We start from the raw sequence: 17,850 nt of genomic DNA, 5'->3' as shown, positions 1-17,850 counted from the left end.
AGGTCGTTTTCGCGTGCCCGCGGGGGCCCGGTTCAGCTGAGACCGGCGGCGCGGGCGCGTTCCACGGCGGGGCCGATGGCCTTGGCGACGGCGTCCACGTCCGCGCGGGTGGAGGTGTGGCCCAGCGAGAAGCGCAGGGTGCCGCGGGCGAGGTCCGGGTCGACGCCGGCGGCGAGCAGGACGTGGCTGGGCTGGGCGACGCCCGCGGTGCAGGCGGAGCCGGTGGAGCACTCGATGCCCTGGGCGTCCAGCAGGAGCAGCAGGGAGTCGCCCTCGCAGCCGGGGAAGGCGAAGTGCGCGTTGGCGGGCAGCCGGCCGCCGGGCGCGGGGTCGCCGCCGAGGATCGCGTCCGGTACGGCGGCCAGCACGGCGGCGGTCAACTGGTCGCGCAGGGCGCCCACTTCACGCTCGAACCACGCGCGCCGCTCCGCCGCGAGGCGGCCGGCGACGGCGAAGGAGGCGATGGCGGGGACGTCGAGGGTGCCGGAGCGCACATGGCGCTCCTGGCCGCCGCCGTGCAGCACGGGTACGGGGGTGTACTCGCGGCCCAGCAGCAGGGCGCCGATGCCGTACGGACCGCCGATCTTGTGTCCCGAGACGGTCATCGCGGCGAGGCCGCAGGCGCCGAAGTCGACGGGGACCTGTCCGAACGCCTGGACGGCGTCGGCGTGCAGCGGGATGCCGAACTCCGCGGCGACGTCGGCGAGTTCGCGGATCGGCATGATCGTGCCGATCTCGTTGTTGGCCCACATCACGGTGGCCAGCGCGACGTCCTGCGGGTCGCGGGCGATGGCCTCGCGCAGGGCCTCGGGGTGGACGCGGCCGTAAGAGTCGACGGGGAGGTACTCGACGGTGGCGCCCTCGTGCTCGCCGAGCCAGTGCACGGCGTCCAGGACGGCGTGGTGCTCGACGGGGCTGGACAGGACGCGGGTGCGGGCGGGGTCGGCGGCGCGGCGGGACCAGTACAGGCCCTTCACGGCGAGGTTGTCGGCCTCGGTGCCGCCGGAGGTGAACACGACCTCGCTGGGCCGTGCGCCGAGCGCGTCGGCGAGGGTCTCGCGGGATTCCTCGACCGCCCGACGGGCCTGGCGGCCGGAGGCGTGCAGGGAGGAGGCGTTGCCCGTAACGCTCAACCGGGCGGTCAGAGCCTCCGCCGCCTCCGGGAGCATCGGGGTGGTCGCGGCGTGATCGAGGTAAGCCATGGTGGGGAGATTCTACGGCGCGGCGACTCGGCCGGCCGTGCGCCCCACGTCGGCCGCACCGGGACACGGCGGCGCGCCCGGCACCCGCGGGCCGCGCCCGCCCTCCCCCGGCGCCGCGCGGGACGCATGCCCGCGGCGGTGGGCGGTGCGCCTGCGGGTCACAGGCTCCAGGAGACCGTGTGGGAGAGCTGCATCGCGATCAGCAGGACGGCCAGGTCGGCGACGCCCAGGGCCAGGCCCAGGTAGGCGCGGCCGCGGCGGGCCGTGCCGCGCCACAGGGAGACCGCCGACAGGACGATCGCGATGGGGCCGAGGAAGAGGTTGAGGACGAGGAGGCCGAGAAGGCCGAGGATGAAGGACGCGACGGCCATGCCGTCGGCGTCGCGCTTGCGGGCGGGGGCCGGGGCGTGGGCGGCGGCCGGGGCGGTGAGCTGCATGGTGCTCGTCTCCTGAGGGTCGGTGGGCGGTCAGTTGGCCGAGGTGCGCCGGCGGCGGCCGAGCCGCTCGCGGACGGCGAAGACGCCGAGCCAGACGGCGATGACGGCGGCCAGGACACCGGTGACCGGCAGCGGTGCGTGGGCCACGGTGCCCAGCACCACACCGAGCAGCATGAGTGCGGCGACGAGGAACAGCATGGGATCGGATCCCCCTCCGAGATGCCTCGTGTGGCAGGCTCTGTAAATTTTCGGTGAACAGTTGTAGTAACACTTGTTCACTCACTTTGAGTGTATCCCGTCCGACCGCTTTTCAATTCCGGAGAACAGTTGTTAACTGGATGACATGAGTCACACCCTCGGCATCCGGCAGGCCCAGAAGCAGAAGACCCGGCAGGCGTTCCTCGACGCGGCGCTCGCGCTGCTGGAGGAGCAGAGCCTGAGCAGCCTGGGTCTGCGCGAGGTCACCCGTGCCGTCGGTGTCGCCCCCACCGCCTTCTACCGGCACTTCCGCTCGATCCCCGACCTCGGTGTCGCCCTGGTCGACGAGGCGCTGGGCAGCCTGCACCCGATGGTGCGCGAGACGGTGTCCACGACCGGCGACAGCGAGGAACGCATCACCCGCGCCGTGGAGCTGATCGCCCATTACGTCGCCGCCCACCCCTCCCACGTCCGCTTCATCGCCCGCGAGCGGCACGGCGGGGTGCAGCCGGTGCGCGAGGCCATCGGCGACCAGCTGGCCCGGTTCGCCGAGGAGGTGAAGGCCGAGCTGGCACGGGACCCCGAGGCGGCGGGCTGGAGCGACGACGACGTGCTGATGCTCGCCCGCCTGTACGTCGATCAGATGCTGATCAGCGCCTCCCAGTTCCTGGAGGCGCTGGACAGCCCGGCGCAGGAGCGGGACCGGGTGACCCGGCTGGCCACCCGGCAGCTGCGGCTCATCACCATCGGCCGCGACCACTGGCTGGACTGAACCGCCGCAGGGTCCGGCCCGGCAGCGCCGTCAGCGCTTGGTTTCGCTGTTGAACAGCGAGCGCGACCAGAGGTAGCCGATCAGGGCGATCCCGGCGCACCAGGCCAGCGAGATCCATCCGTTGTCGCCGATCTCCGTGCCGCAGAGCAGTCCGCGCAGCGTCTCGGTCATCGGCGTGAACGGCTGGTTCTCGGCGAACCAGCGCAGCCCCGGCGACATGGACCCGGCCGGCACGAACGCCGAGCCGAGGAACGGCAGGAACTGGATCAGCAGCGGCTTGTTGCTCGCGGACTCGACCGTCTTGGAGATCAGACCGAGCGCCACCGACAGCCAGGTCACCGCGAACGCGATGGCCGCGAGGAGGCCGGCCGCGGCGAGCCATTCCAGCGGGCTCGCCGCGGAGCGGAAGCCGACCGCGAGGGCGACGCCCACGACCGGGACGCAGCAGAGCATCGTCTGGACGACGCTGCCGACGACGTGCCCCGTCAGGAACGACGAGCGGGTGATGTTCATGGTGCGGAAGCGGTTGATGATGCCTTCGGTCATGTCGTTGCAGACCGCGATCGACGTCGACATCGAACCGGCGGCCACGCCCATGATGACGATTCCGGGGGTGAGATAGCCGATGTAGGCGTCCCGGCCGCCCATCCCGGCGCCGATCGAGCCCCCGAAGGCGTACACGAACAGCAGCATCATCAGGATCGGCATCATGGCGGCGCCGAGCCCGACGGACGGGTAGCGGATCGCGTGCTTGAGGTTGCGCCGCAGCATCGTCCGGGAGTCGTGCACGGTGTGGGCGAAGGTGCTCATCGGTTCTCCTTGAGGTGGAGCGGGGCGCCGGGGCCGCCGGTGCCCTGGCCGGTCAGGGCGAGGAAGACGTCGTCGAGGTCGGGGGTGTGCACGGAGAGGTCGGCGGTCTCGATGCCCGCGTCGGTGAGCCGGTCGAGCAGGGCGCGCAGGGCGTCGAGTCCCCCGTCGCCGGCGACCCGCAGGGCGAGTTCGCCGTCGTCACGGGCGGCGCCGGGGAAGGCCGCCGCCGCGCGCCCGTATGCGGCCGGGTCGGTGAACCGCAGCCGTACATGGCCGCCTGGGATGCGCGCCTTCAGCTCGTCGGCGGTGCCCTCGGCCACGATCCGGCCGCCGTCCAGCACCGCGATCCGGTCGGCCAACTGGTCGGCCTCCTCCAGGTACTGGGTGGTGAGGAAGACCGTCGTACCGCCCGCGACCAGCTCGCGGACCATCTCCCACATGGTGCGGCGGCTGCGCGGGTCGAGGCCGGTCGTCGGCTCGTCCAGGAAGATCACCTGGGGGTCGCCGACCAGCGTCATGGCGAGGTCGAGCCGGCGCCGCATGCCGCCGGAGAAGGTCGCGGCCCGTTTGCCCGCGACGTCCGCGATGCCGAAGCGTTCGAGCAACTCCCGTGCGCGGGCGCGCCCTTCGCGCTTGCCGAGGCGGAGCAGGTCGGCCATGAGGAGCAGGTTCTCCTCGGCGGTGAGCAGGTCGTCGAGCGCGGCGAACTGGCCGGTGACCCCGATCGCGGCGCGCACCCCGTCCGGGGCGGTGGCGATGTCGTGGCCGGCGACCTGCGCCTGTCCGCCGTCCGCGGCGACGAGCGTGGTCAGGATCTGCACGGTGGTGGTCTTGCCGGCCCCGTTGGGCCCGAGCAGCGCGAACACGGTCCCGGCCGGAATGCGCAGGTCGATGCCGTCGAGGACGGTCTTGTCGCCGTACGACTTGCGCAGATCGAAGGCGGAGACGGCGGCGGGTGCCTGCGCACCGCCACCCTTCCTTGGCGTGGGCATGACAGAAGAAGGCATGACGCCCCCCGTTCGAAGGCTGAAGTGGGTGACAGAGCTGAAGTGGCTGAAGACGCGGGCGGGTTGCGACTGGCCGGCCTCCGGTCAGCGCCGGGCGCGGCGCACGTCGATGCTGCCGTAGCGGGTACGGGCGCGGACCTTGACGGTCTCCTCGGACTCCTCGGGGGCCCCGGAGGCGGTGAGCGCGTTGCGCACGTGCCCGCGCTCGGAGCTGACGTCCAGCCAGGCGGCCGTGCCCTCGCGGACGCCGACCTCGATGGCGCCGTAGGAGGTCTCCAACTGGACGCTGCCGCGCACGACTTCGGTGGCGCGCAGGGTGCCGTGGGCGGTGGTGGCGACGACGTCGCCCTCGGCGCACTCGATGTCGATGTCGCCGTTGGCGCCGTTCACCCGCAGGTCACCGGTCACGTGGCCGACGACCGTGCTGCCGTGCGAGTTCTTCAGGACGGCGGGGCCGTGGACGGCGCCGACGCGCAGACTGCCGGAGCTGGTGGTGATCTCGGCCCCGCCCGCGGCCCGGTCGACGCTGATCGAGCCGTGGGACACGGTCAGCTGGAGCGGCCCGGCGGTATCGAGGCGGACGTCGCCGACCGAGGTCTTCACGCGGGTCTCGCCGAGCGTGCCCTCGGCGAACACCTGGACCCAGGAGCCGCCCACGTCGACGCGGGAGCCCGCGGGCAGTTCGACCGTCACCTCGACGGTTCCGGTGGGTCCGATGAAGGTGCGCTCCCTGGTCCGGACGCTCAGCTCGCCGTTCGCGTAGGTGACCTCGGTCTGTTCGGCGGCCCGTACGTCCTTGTTCCGCTTGCCGCCGGGCAGTACCTCCACGACGGTGTCAAGGCGGTCGCTCGCGATGAACCGGACGGAACCGGCGCCCACATGGGCGGTGACCGAAATGGGCTCGGGTGTGTCGAAAGCAGGCATGGCTGTGCCGTCCTCATGAGTCCGTGGGGCGTCCCCGCTGGTGGGACGTGGTGTGGGTGAAGAGGTCGGGCGGGGCGCGGCCAGGGCCTTTCTTCCGGATCTTGCCGGGGTCGCGGGGCCTGGCACGCACATCTGCGGCGTTGTCGTCGGTCGTCGACGCTCCGCGTCGACTCCCTCCTCCGCCTTGCATCTGCACGCACCAGCCCCCGCTCGGCTCGGCCGTAAGGCACCGCCAACCCGAGCCGACCTGATCCGGAAGAAAGGCCCTAGCGCACCCAGCCCGTGAAGCTCTGTCCGAACGTCTGGGTCTTCTCCGTGGGGCGCGGCCGGGTCCCGCCGTCGACCGCGGCCGACACGGCCCGTACGAGCCAGGCGTTGACCGACAGCCCCTCCCGGCTCGCGGCCTCCTCGGCCCGCGCCTTGAGCTGGGCCGGCAACCGCAGATTGACCCGCGCGGTGCCGCCCTCGTCCGTGTCGGCCGGCGCCTGCGGCAGCGCGACCGGCTCGGCGGTGGCCTCGACGGGGCCGCCGGTCTCCGGCAGCGTCACCACGAAGTCGGGATCCAGTCCCCGCAGCCGCACATCGACCGAGCCGGGCGCCAGGTCCCGAGTGATCTCGTCCATCGCCGCGGACAGCACGTTGAGCATCGTCAGGCGGGCCGCCGACTCCAGCGGAGCGGTCAGCCGCTCGGCCAGCTCGCGAGCTTCCTCGCCGCCCGCTTCGGCGGCGACGGAGAGTTCGCGGCGGAGGTTGTCGACATAGGGGGTGAGGTCCATGACGCCATCATGGCACCATCGTGGCGCCATTCGCAAGGGGGTTTGGCACTACAGGGCTCGACATCTTGGGCAAAGCGAGGCGCGACCGCGTTGACCTGCATGAACGCACAGCAACAGGCGCGGACGCCCACGTGGCACCACATGGCGTCACGTGACGCCATGTGGTGCCACGTGACGCCATCCGGTTCACGCGCGCGTCGCCACGGCGAACGCCCGGCGGCTGTGCGCGAGGAGTGCGCGCACCGCCGGACCCTGGCCGCCCTTCCAGATCAGGGCGAGCAGTGCGGGGGCTTCGGCGTCCTCGATCAGGCGGGCGGTGAGCCGGTCGGTGTGACGTGCGGCCATGGACTCGCTGAGGACGGCGACCGCGAGATCGCGGGCCGCGAGGTCGGCGATGGCGTCCGCGGCGGTGGCCTGGAGGGCGATGACGGGACGGAGGTCCCGCGCGGCACACGCCTGGTCGAACACCGTGCGCACTCCGGTGCCCGGCGGCATGCACACGAGCGGGTGCGCGAGCAGCTCGGACAGGGTGATCCGGGGCCGCGCCGCCAGCGGATGACCGGGCGGGACGGCCGCGACCAGCCGCTCGTCGACGAGGGTCAGCGCCTCCAGGTCCGCCGGTACGGCGGCGGTGCCGACGAGCGCCAGGTCGACCGCGCCGGTACGCACCCCTTCGAGGAGCCGGTCGGAGTTGTCCTCCAGCAGCGAGAGCTCCACGCCGGGGTGGGCCCGGTGGAACGCGGCGAGGGCGTCGAACAGCGGTGTCACGGTGCAGCCGACGACCATCCCGACGGTGAGCCGGCCCCGGATCAGGTCGCTCACCTCGCCCACCGCCTGCCCGACCGCCCCGGCGGCGGCCAGCGCGGCCCGCGCGTGGGCGAGGGCGGCCTTGCCCGCCACGGTGAGCGTGACCGTGCGGGCCGAGCGGTCGAACAGCTCGGCGCCCAGCTCCCGCTCCAGCCGGCGGATCTGGGCGCTGACGCCGGACTGGCTGATGTGCACCCGCTCGGCGGCGCGGGTGAAGTTCCGCTCCTCGGCGACCGCGACGAAGTACTCCAGCTGCCTCAGCTCCATGACCGGGGATTCTATGACCCCTGGTTCTGGTTGCCATAAGTTCCATCTGTTGGACTTCTGGTCGGGGCACCACCAGGCTGTGAGGTGTCGGACGGAGTCACCAGGAGGAAGCCGTGCCGGAGTACGAGAAGGCCATGCGGCCCGAGGACATCACCCGCCTGTTCGTCGAGCGGTCCAACGCGGGGGACGCGGCCGGGGTCGCCGCGCTCTACGAGGAGGAGGCGGTGCTCGCCTACCCGCCGGGCGAGCGGACCGTGGGCCGGGAGGCGATCCGGGCGCTGTGGGAGAAGGTGCTGGCGGGCCGGCCCAGGTTCGAGCCGGAGCCGCCGCTGCCCACGCTGGTGAGCGGCGACATCGCGCTCACCGCCACCCCGCCCAGGGACGGCGCCGGGGCCCGCGCCCAGGTCGCCCGGCGCCAGCCCGACGGAAGCTGGCTGCGCCTGCTCGACCAGCCCGAGTTCGTCACGCCCGCCCGCTGACCGGGGGTCGGGGGCGCCGGATCAGGCCAGCCTGACCCGCGCCAGCTGACGGGACTGGGCCACCAGCCGGTCCTCGCTGTCCCAGACCTCCGCGTCCTCCTCCAGGAAGCCGCCGGCGAGGTTGCGCGTCGTGATGGCGACGCGCAGCGGGCCCGGTGCGGGGCGGTGGCGGATGTGGGCCGTGAGCTCGACGGTGGGGACCCAGCCCTTGAGACCCATCTCGAAGGCGGTCGGGGGCAGGGCGTCCACGGCCAGCAGCAGGGAGAGCGGGTCGGCGTCCCGGCCGTCCGCGAGCCCGAACCAGGCGCGCATCTCGCCCTTGCCGGAGGGCTGCCCGAGCGCCCAGCCGAGGGTGGCCGGGTCGAGCTTGAGCAGCAGCCGGTCGGTGATGGCCGAGGTGCCCTTGAGCGGGTCGGGGCCGTCGGCGGGGCCGAAGCACTGCTCGAAGGGCGGGATCGCGGGCGGCTTCGCGGTCGTGCGGACGTCGTCGGGGAGGGCGGCGAGGTCGCCGTAGGAGGCGAGGACGCGGATGCGTTCGACCTCGTTGCCCTCGTCGTCGTACTGGAGGAGCGAGGCCTGGCCGGTGGAGAGGGTGCGGCCGGTGCGCACGGTCTGCGTGCGGATCACGGCCCTGCCCGGCCGCGACGCGGTCAGGTAGTGCGCGGAGATGGTGAAGGGGTCCGGGTGCGGAAGGGCGTCGCCGAGGGCCCGGCCGAGCACGGCCAGCAGATAGCCGCCGTTGACGGCGCCGAGGATGGTCCAGCCGGCCGAGAGGTCGAGGTCGTAGACACCGGGCGCGCGGCGAACGACGGCCGTGTCGCGGTCGAACTCGCTGTCGCCGATCACTGCCCGCGACGAAGAGGGCGCGGAAGCTGCTTCTGACATGGTGAAACGGTACAACAGGCAATTACTAAGCGGTAGCTTTCTGGTTTCCTCACCCCTCGACGTCACGGTAGGATTACGAGGGGTGAGGTTTCGGCAATTTCTCGGTAAGTGTCAGGACACGTCCGTAACCCCGAGCCCTTGTTTCCCCTCTATGGGGACATGAGCCTCACCGGGACTCCGTTCCTCTACACGACCATCGTGCTGGCCGTGGTCGCCCTCATACTGCCGCTTCTGCTGTGGTCGAAGATGCGCGGCCCCAGACACCTGCGCACCGCCGCCCGCGTCCTGATGCTGCTGTTCGCCCAGGGCACGGCCGTCACCCTGGTCTTCGTGCTGGTGAACAACCAGAACAACCTGTACGACAACTGGGCCGACCTCTTCGGCACCGGCAGCCACGTCCAGCAGGCCGCCGACCTCGGCCGCGACGGCACGGGCGGCATAGCGGTCAAGAGCCTGCCGAAGGTGAAGCAGACCTTCGCCCAGGCCACCGGCCCCGGCATGCACTCCGCCGGCGGCGTCCGCGTCACCCAGCTCAAGGGCCGGGTCTCGGGCGTCAACGCCGAGGTCTACGTCTGGCTGCCGCCGCAGTACAACGACCCGGCCTACAAGCACAAGAAGTTCCCGGTGGTCGAGGTGCTGCCCGGCTACCCCGGATCGGCGCGCGCCTGGTTCGGCTCGATGAAGGCCCATGAGCAGCTGCTGCCGCTGATGCGCAGCGGCCAGGTGGCCCCCTTCATCATGGTCGCGCCGCGCACCAACCTGCTGGCCGGCGTGGACACCGGCTGCGCCAACATTCCGGGCCAGGTCAACGCCGACACCTGGCTCAGCATCGACGTGCCCAAGATGGTCATGGACAACTTCCGTGCCCAGCCGGCGCCGCAGGGCTGGGCCATCGCCGGGTACTCGGCGGGCGCCCAGTGCGCGGTGAAGCTGGCCGTGGCGCACCCGGACCGGTACCGGGCCGCGGTGAGCATGTCGGGCTACAACGACCCGATCGGCGAGCGCAACTCGCTGGCCGCGCAGAACCCCACCCTGCGCGCCGAGAACAACCCGTACCTGCTGCTGAAGAAGGCCGCCGTGCCGCCGCCCGTCGCCCTCTACGTCTCCGGCGAGTCCGGCGACGGCTATGAGGCGGGCATGGCGCTGGAGTCCGTCGCCAAGGCGCCGACCACCGTGCACGTGGTCTTCCTGCCGAAGAGCGCGGGCGGTCACACGATGGCGCTGTGGCGGCCGCAGGTGCCCGCGGTGTTCCGCTGGCTCACCCTCCAGATGGGCCAGAGCCACGCCAAGGGCCGGGACCACTCGGTCACCGGCACGCCGGGCACCGGCGTCGGGGCGGCCGGCGAGACCGGTACTACTCCTCCGTCACGGTCGACCGGCGGTTCCACGCACGCGGAGCTCGCCAGTGGAACCGCATCGCGAGCAGGCGCAGCACAAAAGCGGTGACGGCCGCGATCCCACTGGTGAGGGGGGTCAGCGCGTCGTAGCGGATGCACAGCACCACCATGCCCGCGCCGACCATCGCCGGGACCGCGTACAGATCGCGGTCCCAGCGCAGCAGCGAGGGCACCTCGTTGGCCACCAGGTCGCGCAGCACACCGCCGCCGACCGCGGTGGCCAGCCCCAGGGTCGCCGACGCGGTCAGGCCGAGGCCGTAGCCGTACGCCTTCGTCGTACCGCTGACACAGAACAGGCCGAGGCCGGCCGCGTCGAAGACGAGCACCGCCGTCTGGATCCGCTCCACGTGCGGGTGCAGGAAGAAGACGACGAGGGTGGCCAGCAGCGGGGTGACGAAGTACCCGAGGTCCGTGAAGGCCGCCGGGGGCACGGCCCCGATCACCACGTCGCGGAAGAGTCCCCCGCCCAGCGCGGTGACCTCGGCGAGCACGGCGATGCCGAAGACGTCGAAGTTCTTCCGCACGGCCAGCAGTGCGCCGGAGATCGCGAAGACGAAGATGCCGATCACGTCGAGCGTGTGCTGGACGGAGGGGCTGAAGAACTGTTGGAGCTGCACCCTGACATTCTCACCTGTCGAGCGGGCCAAACCTTACAAAGCCAGGCTCACAGGGCCGGTTTGCCTGTAGTGAACAGCCAGGTGTCGAACAGATCGCCGAGCTGGCGCCCGCTGATCCGCTCGGCGAGCCGGATGAAGTCGGCGGTGTCGGCGTTGCCGTACCGGTGCAGCCGGGTCCAGGCGGGGAGCAGCTTGAAGAAGGCCCTGTCCCCGATCCGCTCGCGCAGCACCTGGAGGGTCATGGCGCCGCGTTCGTAGACGGCGTCGGCGAACATCGTGTCGCGCTGCGGGTCGGCGACCTTCGTCTGCCAGAACGACGAATCGGCCGGGATGGAGTTGTAGTCGGCCAGGAAGGAGTCGTGGGCGGTGCGGGTGCCCCGGTGCTCGGCCCACAGCCACTGGGCGTAGGTGGCGAAGCCCTCGTTCAGCCAGATGTCCTTCCACTGGGCCACGCTCACCGAGTCGCCGAACCACTGGTGGGCCAGTTCGTGCACGATGGTCGTCTCGCTGCGCACGGCGGAGTACGCCGGCTTGCTCTGCACCTCCAGCGAGAACCCGGCCTCGGGCATGTCGTCCACGATCGCGCCGGTCTCCTCGAACGGGTACGGCCCGAAGATCTTCGACCAGTAGTCGGTGGCCTCCGCGGTGACCCCGTACACGTCGACCTTGTTCGCGTTCTTCAGCACCGGGTCGACGGCGACGTAGATCGGGGTACCGCCGGGGGTGCGGCCGGTGCGGACGTCGAACTTCCCGATGGTGGCGGTGGCGAGGTAGGTCGCCATCGGCCTGGACTCCCGCCAGTGGGTGTACGTCGAGCCGCCCCGGTCGCGCGTCGACACCAGCAGGCCGTTGGAGACGGCGGTCAGGCCCTTGGGCGCCTTGATCCGGATGTCGTAGGTGGCCTTGTCGGAGGGGTGGTCGCTGGAGGGGAACCAGGTGGAGGCGGCGTTGGGCTCGCAGGCGACGAAGACGCCGTCGGGGGTCTTCATCCAGCCGTACTTCGAGCCGAAGACGATGGGGCCGCTCAGCGGCTGGGGCACACCGCCGTAGGTGACGCGCACGGTGAAGCGGCGGTTCTCGGCCAGCGGGTGGCGCGGGGTGATGGTGACCTCGTCGCCGTCCCGGCTGAAGCGGGCGTTCCTGCCGTTCACCTGGATCTGGGATATCTCCAGTTTCTGGAGGTCCAGGTCGAAGGAGGAGAGGTTCCGGGTGGCGCGGGCGGTGAGGGTCGTACGACCGTCCAGGCGGCCGGTGCCGGGGGCGTACGCGACGTCGAGGTCGTAGTGCAGGGCGTCGAAGCCGCCGTTGCCCAGCTCGGGGAAGTAGGGGTCGCCGACGCCGGGGGCGCCGTGGACGGGGGCCGGGGCGGCGGCGATGAGCAGGAAGGAGGCGGCGGCGGTGGCCAGGATCCCTGCGCGTGCCGAACGGGAGAGTGCCATGAGTCGTCCCTTTCGAGCGTGTTACCGATCAGCTGTCGGGCACGGACGACTCTGCACTCTCCCGTTCGGGCATGTACATGCCTTTGCCGGAACTCGGCCGGTGGATGACCTTTCCCGGCTACTTGCGCTTCGGCTTCGGGGACTTGGGAGCGTCGCCGGATCCGGCGGCGGCCTCCGCCTCCGGCTCGGAAGCCGGCCCGTGCCCGGACTCCCCGGCTGCGGACTCCGACTCCGCGACAGTCGCGGACTCGGCGGCCTCGGGCTCCGTCCCGGACACGTCCTCGGCCTTCCCCGCCGACGCCGGCTTCACCTTCGCGTCCGCCGAAGCCCCGCCCGAATCACCGGACTTGTTCTCGGCCGCCGCCTCGGACTTCTCCGCGGCCTCCGGCTCCGGTGAAATCCCGGCCGACGCAACGGACTCGCCCGCGGCCAGGGCAGTCGCGGACTCGGCAGCCTCGGGCTCCGCCCCGGACACGTCCTCGGCCTTCCCCGCCGACGCCGGCTCCGCCTTCGCGTCCGCCGAAGTCCCGCCCGAGGCCCCGGACTCGGCCGCCACCTCGGGCTTCCCCGCGGCCTCCGGCCCCGGCGAAATCCCGGCCGACGCCTCGGGCTTCTCCGCGGCCTCCGGCTCCGGTGAAGTCCCGTCCGGTTCCTCGGACTTGGCGTCGGCCGTGTTCTGCGCCGCGGACTCCGGCCCGGTCTCCTTCTCCGTCGCCTCGGGCTTCTCCGCCGCCTCCGGCTCCGGCTCGCCGGCCAGTACCGCGTCCGGTACCAGTTCCGACGCCTCCTTCGCCGCCGACAGCAGGACCGTGTCCTGCGGTGCCTGGTCGGCGAAGTTCTCCGGGTGGTGGCACGCGACGCGCTGGCCCGGCTTCAGCTCCAGCAGCGGCGGCTCGGTCGTCGTGCAGATCTGCGTCGCCTTCCAGCACCGGGTGTGGAAGCGGCAGCCCGACGGCGGCGCGATCGGCGAGGGCACGTCGCCGCGCAGCAGGATGCGCTCGCTCTTGAGCCCCCGGCGCTTGGTGTCCGGCACCGGCACCGCCGACATCAGCGCCTTGGTGTACGGGTGCATCGGCGCCTCGTACAGCGCGTTGCGGTCGGCCAGTTCGACGATCTTGCCGAGGTACATCACCGCGATACGGTCCGAGACGTGCCGGACGACGGACAGGTCGTGCGCGATGATGACGTAGGTCAGGCCCAGCTCCTGCTGGAGGTCGTCCATGAGGTTGACGACCTGGGCCTGGATCGACACGTCCAGCGCGGACACCGGCTCGTCGGCCACCACCAGCTTCGGCTTCAGGGCCAGCGCGCGGGCGATGCCGATGCGCTGGCGCTGGCCGCCGGAGAATTCGTGCGGGTAGCGGTTGTAGTGCTCGGGGCTCAGGCCGACCAGTTCGAGCAGCCGCTGGACCTCCTTCTTCACCCCGCCCTCGGGCTCGATGCCCTGGAGCCGGAAGGGCGCCGAGACGATCGAGCCGATGGTGTGCCGGGGGTTCAGGGAGCCGTACGGATCCTGGAAGATCATCTGGATGTCGCGGCGCAGCGGACGCATGCCGCCGGTGGACAGCCGGGTGATGTCCTGGCCCTCGAAGGTGATCTTGCCGCCGGTCGGGTCCTGGAGACGGGTGATGACCCGGCCCATCGTCGACTTGCCGCAGCCCGACTCGCCGACGACGCCCAGGGTCTCGCCCTTGCGCACCTCGAAATCGATGCCGTCGACGGCCTTCACCGCGCCGACCTGGCGGCGCAGGATGCCCTTCCTGATCGGGAAGTGCTTGGTCAGGCCCTCGACCCTGAGCAGCACCTCCCGCTCGTCCGGAGCCGGCGCCTGCGCGGGGACCGCGGCCTGCGCGGCGGCGTCCGCGGTGTCCGCGGTGTCCGTCTTCTTCGTCTCACTCACAGCTTCGGCGCAATCTCTTCGGTCCAGATCCGCTCACGGTCCTCGGCCGCCAGGTGGCAGGCGGACCAGTGTCCGGCGCCGACCAGCTCCAGCTCGGGGCGCACCGTGCGGCTGACGTTCTCCGCGGGGATGTCCGCGTACGGGCAGCGCGGGTGGAAGGCACAGCCCGAGGGGACGTTGATGAGGCTCGGCGGCTGGCCCTTGACCGGGATGAGCCGTTCGGAGGTCTCGCGGTCGATGCGGGGCATCGAGCCGAGCAGACCCCAGGTGTAGGGGTGCTGCGGCTTCTCGAAGACCTCGGTGGCGGTGCCGCGCTCCACGCACCGGCCGCCGTACATCACGAGGACGTCGTCGGCGATCTCGGCGACCACGCCGAGGTCGTGCGTGATCATGATGACCGCGGACCCGAACTCCTTCTGGAGGTCGCGGATCAGGTCGAGGATCTGCGCCTGGACGGTCACGTCGAGTGCGGTGGTCGGCTCGTCGGCGATGAGCAGTTCGGGGTTGTTCACCAGCGCCATGGCGATCATGGCGCGCTGGCGCATACCGCCGGAGAACTCGTGCGGGTAGCCGTCGACGCGCTTGGCCGGCTCGGGGATGCCGACGCGGTCGAGCATCTCGATGGCGCGCTTGCGGGCTTCCTTCCTGCCGACCTTGTGGTGCACCCGGTACGCCTCGACGATCTGGTCGCCGACCTTGTAGTAGGGGTGCATCGCGGACAGCGGGTCCTGGAAGATCATCGCCATCTCGCGGCCGCGGAGCCTGCGCACCTCGTCCGGGGAGGCGCCGACCAGCTCCTTGCCGTTCAGCCAGATCTCGCCGGACATCTTGACGTTCTTGCCGCGCGCGCCGAGCCGGTGCAGGCCCATCACGGCGAGCGAGGTGACGGACTTGCCGGAGCCGGACTCGCCGACGATGGCGAGGGTCTTGCCCTTGTCCACCGAGAAGGAGAGCCCGTCGACGGACTTGACGAGGCCGTCGTCGGTCGGGAAGTGCACCTTGAGGTCGCGGACCTCGAGGAAGGCCGAGGGCGCCTCGACGGTGGCGTCCTTCTCACCGGCGGCGGTCTTGGAGAGTTCGGTCACGAGAGCCTCACCCGCGGGTCGGCGGCGGCGTAGACCACGTCCACCACGAGATTTGCGATGACGACGAAGATGGCGGCGAGCAGGGTCACGCCCAGGATCTTCGGCAGGTCGTTGTCGGTGATGCCCTGCACCGCGTACTGACCGACGCCGGGGAGCGAGAACACGGACTCGGTGATCACCGCGCCGCCGAGCAGCAGACCGACGTCCATGCCGAAGACGGTGATGATCGGGGTGAGGGCGGCGCGCAGGCCGTGCCGGACGACGACCGTGCGTTCGGGCAGGCCCTTGGAGCGGGCCGTGCGGATGAAGTCCTCGTTCATCGTCTCCAGCATGCCCGAGCGGGTGAGCCGGGCGTAGATCGCGGAGTACAGCAGCGCGAGCGAACACCAGGCGGGGAACAGGGTGTTGGCCCACTGCGCGGGGTTCTCGGTGAACGGGACGTAGGTGCGGCCGAAGATCGGCCAGGTGTAGGTGAACAGCAGGATCGCCAGGTTGCCCGTGAAGAACATGGGCAGCGAGACGCCGGCGAGGGCCACGCCCATGAAGGTGCGGTCGAACAGCGAGCGCGGCTTGAGCGCGGAGACGACACCGACGGCCACACCGGAGAGCAGCCAGAGCACGGCGGCACCCGCGGCCAGCGAGAGGGTGATCGGAATGCGCGAGGTGAGCTGCGACCAGACCGCGACGTGATCCTTGAAGGAGTAGCCGAAGCAGGGGACGTCGCAGTGCACCGTCTTGGGACCGAGGTTGTAGTCGGTGCCGACCACGATGCCCTTGATGAAGTGCCAGTACTGGACGTAGAGGGGCTGGTCCAGACCGAGGTTGTGCTTGACCGCGGCGATGTCCGCCTTCGACGGGCTCTTTCCGATGTACTGCTGCGCCAGTTGGTCCGCCGACTGCCCCACGAGCCGTGGCAGCAGGAAGAAGATGGCGAAGGTGACCGCGGTGACGACCAGCAGCAGGATCACTGCCGCGAACGTCCGGCGGAGGATGTACGAGATCACGGGGACCGGCGCTGGTGCCCGCGGGCCGCGAAGCCCGCGGGCACCAATGCCTTCACCTGCCTTCCGGGGCTGCTACTTCTTCGTGGTGCCGAGGTTGAGGTAGTCGTACTGACCGCTGAAGGCGGCCGTGGAGACCACGTTGGTGGCGTACGGCGAGCGGTACAGCAGAACCTTGAAGTAGGTCAGCGGGACCAGGACGGCGTCGTCCATCGCCTGCTTGTCGATCTGCGCGTACAGGGCGTTGCGCTTGGCCGTGTCCGGCTCGGCGATCGACTGCGCGAGCAGGTCGTCGACCTTCTTGTTCGTGTACTGCGACAGGTTGGTGTTGCCCGACTGGCTGATCGCCTTGCTGTTCAGGATCTGCTGGAGGAAGCCGTAGCCGGAGGGCCAGTCGGCACCCCACTGCATCATCATCAGGCCGATGTTCTGCTTCTTGTCGAAGCTCGGCACACCCGCGTAGTCGGTGAAGTACTTGCCCTGCGGGTACTGCTTGAGGCTGGCGTTGATGCCGACCTTCTTCAGCGAGTTGATGATCGCGGTGGCCGCGTCGACCTCGCCCGGACGGTCGGAGCGGGCCGTGATGTTGGTGTTGATCGTCTTCTGGCCGCAGGACTTCAGCTGCTCCTTGGCCTTCGCGACGTCGCCCTTGTCACCCGGCGTCGAGTAGGTGTCCGCCTTCTGGTAGCCGGTGATGTCCGGCGGCAGGACGGTGGAGGCGATGTCACCGCGGATCGGACCGCCCATGGCGGTCTGCACGGAGACCTTGTCGATGGCGTACTCGACGGCCTTGCGGCAGGCGACGTTGTCGAACGGCTTCACCTTGGTGTTGATCGCCGCGTAGACGAGGCGGCCGCCGTAGGTGTTGTCGGTGCTGGCCTTGCCGTCCGCGGAGTTGAGCAGGTCGGCCTGGGTGGAGGCCTGGACGCCGGTGCCCGCGAGGTCGACGGTGGCGTCGCCGGACTGGAGGTCCTTGTCGATCGTCTCCGCGTTGACCTTCAGGTTGACGACGATCTTGCTGGCCAGCTGCTTGCGCAGCGGGTCGGTCTTCGGGTCCCAGTTCTTGTTGGGGACCAGCACGACCTGCTTGCCGTCCTGGTAGCTCTGGAACTGGTACGAGCCGGAGGACACGATGTGCTTGACGTAGTCGACGCCGTCGTCCTTGGACTGCGGCACCGGGGCCGTCTCCGGCGTGGCGACCAGGTAGTCGAACTCCTGGAACGCCCTGTTCAGGTGGAAGACGATCGTGGTGGCGTCCGGGGTCTCGATCGAGGACAGGCCCTTGGCGCTCTTGTCCTTGTAGGGACCCTTGTACTTGTCGCCGTCCTTCAGGAACTGCTGGAAGTAGTTCGGGCCGAGCGAGAGCACGTCACGGGCGAAGTTCGACCGCTCGACGGCGTACTTGACGTCCTTCGAGGTGATCGGCGTGCCGTCCTGGTACTTCAGGCCCGAGCGCAGCTTGTACGTCCAGGTCTTGCCGCCGTCGCTGGGGACGCCCTTGCCGGCCGCGAGGTCCGGGACCAGGGTGTTGCCCTTGGAGCCGGGGGCGGGCTCGAACGTCATCAGCGGACGCGCGTACAGGCGGCTGAAGTTGTACATGTACGCGTAGTACGTGTTGCCCGGATCGAACGAGTCCGGCACGTCCGACATCTCGTAGGTGACCGTGCCACCCTTCTTGTCGGACGCGTTGACGACGCTCTTGGTCGCCACGTTGGCGCCGGCCGCCTTCGGAGTGTCCTTGTTGTCATCGGCCTTGCTGCAGCCTGCGAGCAGCAGGCTTGCGGAGCCGATGGCCGCGACCGCGGCCAGCGCTGACCTTCGCATGATGGTCTGCTTCCCCTCCATTG

General features: G+C 70.7%; 17 protein-coding genes and 1 pseudogene. 3 read left to right on the top strand and 15 right to left on the bottom strand.

All coding sequences use genetic code 11. From position 1 onward, the window contains the following. Positions 1–32: 32 nt before the first annotated feature. The 3 genes from ACZ7EC_RS23155 to ACZ7EC_RS23145 form a co-directional block, all read right to left on the bottom strand. Positions 33–1,202: a cysteine desulfurase family protein gene (locus tag ACZ7EC_RS23155; RefSeq protein WP_471065240.1), complete on the bottom strand. Its 1,170-nt coding sequence runs from the start codon at positions 1,200–1,202 to the stop codon at positions 33–35. A gap of 158 nt (positions 1,203–1,360) precedes the next feature. Beyond that, positions 1,361–1,639 (bottom strand): DUF4190 domain-containing protein, encoded by a 279-nt coding sequence (locus ACZ7EC_RS23150; RefSeq protein WP_471065239.1) that lies wholly within the window; start codon positions 1,637–1,639, stop codon positions 1,361–1,363. 30 nt (positions 1,640–1,669) lie between these two features. After that, positions 1,670–1,837, bottom strand: a complete 168-nt coding sequence (locus ACZ7EC_RS23145; protein ID WP_397983900.1) for a hypothetical protein — start codon at positions 1,835–1,837, stop codon at positions 1,670–1,672. A 145-nt stretch (positions 1,838–1,982) separates the two neighbouring features. On the opposite strand from ACZ7EC_RS23145, the gene ACZ7EC_RS23140 reads away from it, so the two are divergent. After that, positions 1,983–2,609: a TetR family transcriptional regulator gene (locus ACZ7EC_RS23140; RefSeq protein WP_471065238.1), complete on the top strand. Its 627-nt coding sequence runs from the start codon at positions 1,983–1,985 to the stop codon at positions 2,607–2,609. A 30-nt stretch (positions 2,610–2,639) separates the two neighbouring features. Here the strand turns inward: ACZ7EC_RS23140 and ACZ7EC_RS23135 are convergent, their stop codons facing one another. The 5 genes from ACZ7EC_RS23135 to ACZ7EC_RS23115 form a co-directional block, all read right to left on the bottom strand. Beyond that, on the bottom strand, positions 2,640–3,419 hold the full coding sequence (locus ACZ7EC_RS23135; RefSeq protein WP_471065237.1) for an ABC transporter permease: 780 nt from the start codon (positions 3,417–3,419) through the stop codon (positions 2,640–2,642). Continuing rightward, positions 3,416–4,411 carry an ATP-binding cassette domain-containing protein gene (locus ACZ7EC_RS23130; RefSeq protein WP_471065235.1) on the bottom strand — a complete coding sequence of 332 codons (996 nt, stop codon included), beginning with the start codon at positions 4,409–4,411 and terminating at the stop codon, positions 3,416–3,418. Before ACZ7EC_RS23130 ends, ACZ7EC_RS23135 begins: the two co-directional genes overlap by 4 nt. Before the next feature lie 99 nt (positions 4,412–4,510). Then, positions 4,511–5,350 (bottom strand): DUF4097 family beta strand repeat-containing protein, encoded by an 840-nt coding sequence (locus tag ACZ7EC_RS23125; protein WP_471065233.1) that lies wholly within the window; start codon positions 5,348–5,350, stop codon positions 4,511–4,513. Between the two features lie 266 nt (positions 5,351–5,616). Beyond that, positions 5,617–6,126 carry a toxin-antitoxin system HicB family antitoxin gene (locus ACZ7EC_RS23120; protein ID WP_471065232.1) on the bottom strand — a complete coding sequence of 170 codons (510 nt, stop codon included), beginning with the start codon at positions 6,124–6,126 and terminating at the stop codon, positions 5,617–5,619. Positions 6,127–6,312: 186 nt separating this feature from the next. Further along, complete coding sequence (locus tag ACZ7EC_RS23115) at positions 6,313–7,200, bottom strand: LysR family transcriptional regulator (protein ID WP_471065230.1); 888 nt, start codon at positions 7,198–7,200, stop codon at positions 6,313–6,315. 113 nt (positions 7,201–7,313) lie between these two features. On the opposite strand from ACZ7EC_RS23115, the gene ACZ7EC_RS23110 reads away from it, so the two are divergent. Next, complete coding sequence (locus tag ACZ7EC_RS23110; protein WP_471065229.1) at positions 7,314–7,679, top strand: YybH family protein; 366 nt, start codon at positions 7,314–7,316, stop codon at positions 7,677–7,679. Between the two features lie 21 nt (positions 7,680–7,700). On the opposite strand, the gene ACZ7EC_RS23105 is transcribed toward ACZ7EC_RS23110, so the two are convergent. After that, complete coding sequence (locus ACZ7EC_RS23105; protein ID WP_471065227.1) at positions 7,701–8,564, bottom strand: thioesterase family protein; 864 nt, start codon at positions 8,562–8,564, stop codon at positions 7,701–7,703. Positions 8,565–8,723: 159 nt separating this feature from the next. On the opposite strand from ACZ7EC_RS23105, the gene ACZ7EC_RS23100 reads away from it, so the two are divergent. Then, positions 8,724–10,010: an alpha/beta hydrolase gene (locus ACZ7EC_RS23100; RefSeq protein ID WP_471065225.1), complete on the top strand. Its 1,287-nt coding sequence runs from the start codon at positions 8,724–8,726 to the stop codon at positions 10,008–10,010. On the opposite strand, the gene ACZ7EC_RS23095 is transcribed toward ACZ7EC_RS23100, so the two are convergent. The 6 genes and pseudogenes from ACZ7EC_RS23095 to ACZ7EC_RS23070 all read right to left on the bottom strand — a co-directional run bounded on the left by ACZ7EC_RS23095 (position 9,919) and on the right by ACZ7EC_RS23070 (position 17,827). Continuing rightward, positions 9,919–10,578 carry a trimeric intracellular cation channel family protein gene (locus tag ACZ7EC_RS23095; protein WP_471065224.1) on the bottom strand — a complete coding sequence of 220 codons (660 nt, stop codon included), beginning with the start codon at positions 10,576–10,578 and terminating at the stop codon, positions 9,919–9,921. The two genes, ACZ7EC_RS23100 and ACZ7EC_RS23095, sit on opposite strands and share 92 nt — an antisense overlap. Before the next feature lie 47 nt (positions 10,579–10,625). Beyond that, a complete protein-coding gene (locus ACZ7EC_RS23090; RefSeq protein ID WP_471065222.1) occupies positions 10,626–12,017 on the bottom strand; it encodes a M1 family metallopeptidase in 1,392 nt (463 codons plus the stop codon). Between the two features lie 538 nt (positions 12,018–12,555). After that, positions 12,556–13,917 (bottom strand): annotated as a pseudogene (locus ACZ7EC_RS23085) (ABC transporter ATP-binding protein); the annotation flags it as partial. Next, positions 13,914–15,002: an ABC transporter ATP-binding protein gene (locus ACZ7EC_RS23080; RefSeq protein ID WP_471065221.1), complete on the bottom strand. Its 1,089-nt coding sequence runs from the start codon at positions 15,000–15,002 to the stop codon at positions 13,914–13,916. The pseudogene ACZ7EC_RS23085 and the gene ACZ7EC_RS23080, both read right to left, overlap by 4 nt. Next, positions 14,999–16,006, bottom strand: a complete 1,008-nt coding sequence (locus ACZ7EC_RS23075; protein WP_471065219.1) for an ABC transporter permease — start codon at positions 16,004–16,006, stop codon at positions 14,999–15,001. Before ACZ7EC_RS23075 ends, ACZ7EC_RS23080 begins: the two co-directional genes overlap by 4 nt. 72 nt (positions 16,007–16,078) lie before the next feature. Then, positions 16,079–17,827: an ABC transporter substrate-binding protein gene (locus ACZ7EC_RS23070; protein ID WP_471065218.1), complete on the bottom strand. Its 1,749-nt coding sequence runs from the start codon at positions 17,825–17,827 to the stop codon at positions 16,079–16,081. Between the last annotated feature and the right edge of the window lie 23 nt (positions 17,828–17,850).

The sequence above is a fragment of the Streptomyces sp. NPDC037203 genome, from assembly GCF_055605065.1.
Note: the sequence above shows the minus strand (reverse complement) of the source record. Positions and strands in the feature narration are given on the sequence as shown.

Bases quoted from the DNA above. Each gene is read 5' to 3' on its own strand.
- ACZ7EC_RS23155 (WP_471065240.1), bottom strand. From the start codon at position 1,202: ATGGCTTACCTCGATCACGCCGCGACCACCCCGATGCTCCCGGAGGCG.
- ACZ7EC_RS23150 (WP_471065239.1), bottom strand. From the start codon at position 1,639: ATGCAGCTCACCGCCCCGGCCGCCGCCCACGCCCCGGCCCCCGCCCGC.
- ACZ7EC_RS23145 (WP_397983900.1), bottom strand. From the start codon at position 1,837: ATGCTGTTCCTCGTCGCCGCACTCATGCTGCTCGGTGTGGTGCTGGGC.
- ACZ7EC_RS23140 (WP_471065238.1), top strand. From the start codon at position 1,983: ATGAGTCACACCCTCGGCATCCGGCAGGCCCAGAAGCAGAAGACCCGG.
- ACZ7EC_RS23135 (WP_471065237.1), bottom strand. From the start codon at position 3,419: ATGAGCACCTTCGCCCACACCGTGCACGACTCCCGGACGATGCTGCGG.
- ACZ7EC_RS23130 (WP_471065235.1), bottom strand. From the start codon at position 4,411: ATGCCCACGCCAAGGAAGGGTGGCGGTGCGCAGGCACCCGCCGCCGTC.
- ACZ7EC_RS23125 (WP_471065233.1), bottom strand. From the start codon at position 5,350: ATGCCTGCTTTCGACACACCCGAGCCCATTTCGGTCACCGCCCATGTG.
- ACZ7EC_RS23120 (WP_471065232.1), bottom strand. From the start codon at position 6,126: ATGGACCTCACCCCCTATGTCGACAACCTCCGCCGCGAACTCTCCGTC.
- ACZ7EC_RS23115 (WP_471065230.1), bottom strand. From the start codon at position 7,200: ATGGAGCTGAGGCAGCTGGAGTACTTCGTCGCGGTCGCCGAGGAGCGG.
- ACZ7EC_RS23105 (WP_471065227.1), bottom strand. From the start codon at position 8,564: ATGTCAGAAGCAGCTTCCGCGCCCTCTTCGTCGCGGGCAGTGATCGGC.
- ACZ7EC_RS23100 (WP_471065225.1), top strand. From the start codon at position 8,724: ATGAGCCTCACCGGGACTCCGTTCCTCTACACGACCATCGTGCTGGCC.
- ACZ7EC_RS23090 (WP_471065222.1), bottom strand. From the start codon at position 12,017: ATGGCACTCTCCCGTTCGGCACGCGCAGGGATCCTGGCCACCGCCGCC.
- ACZ7EC_RS23070 (WP_471065218.1), bottom strand. From the start codon at position 17,827: ATGCGAAGGTCAGCGCTGGCCGCGGTCGCGGCCATCGGCTCCGCAAGC.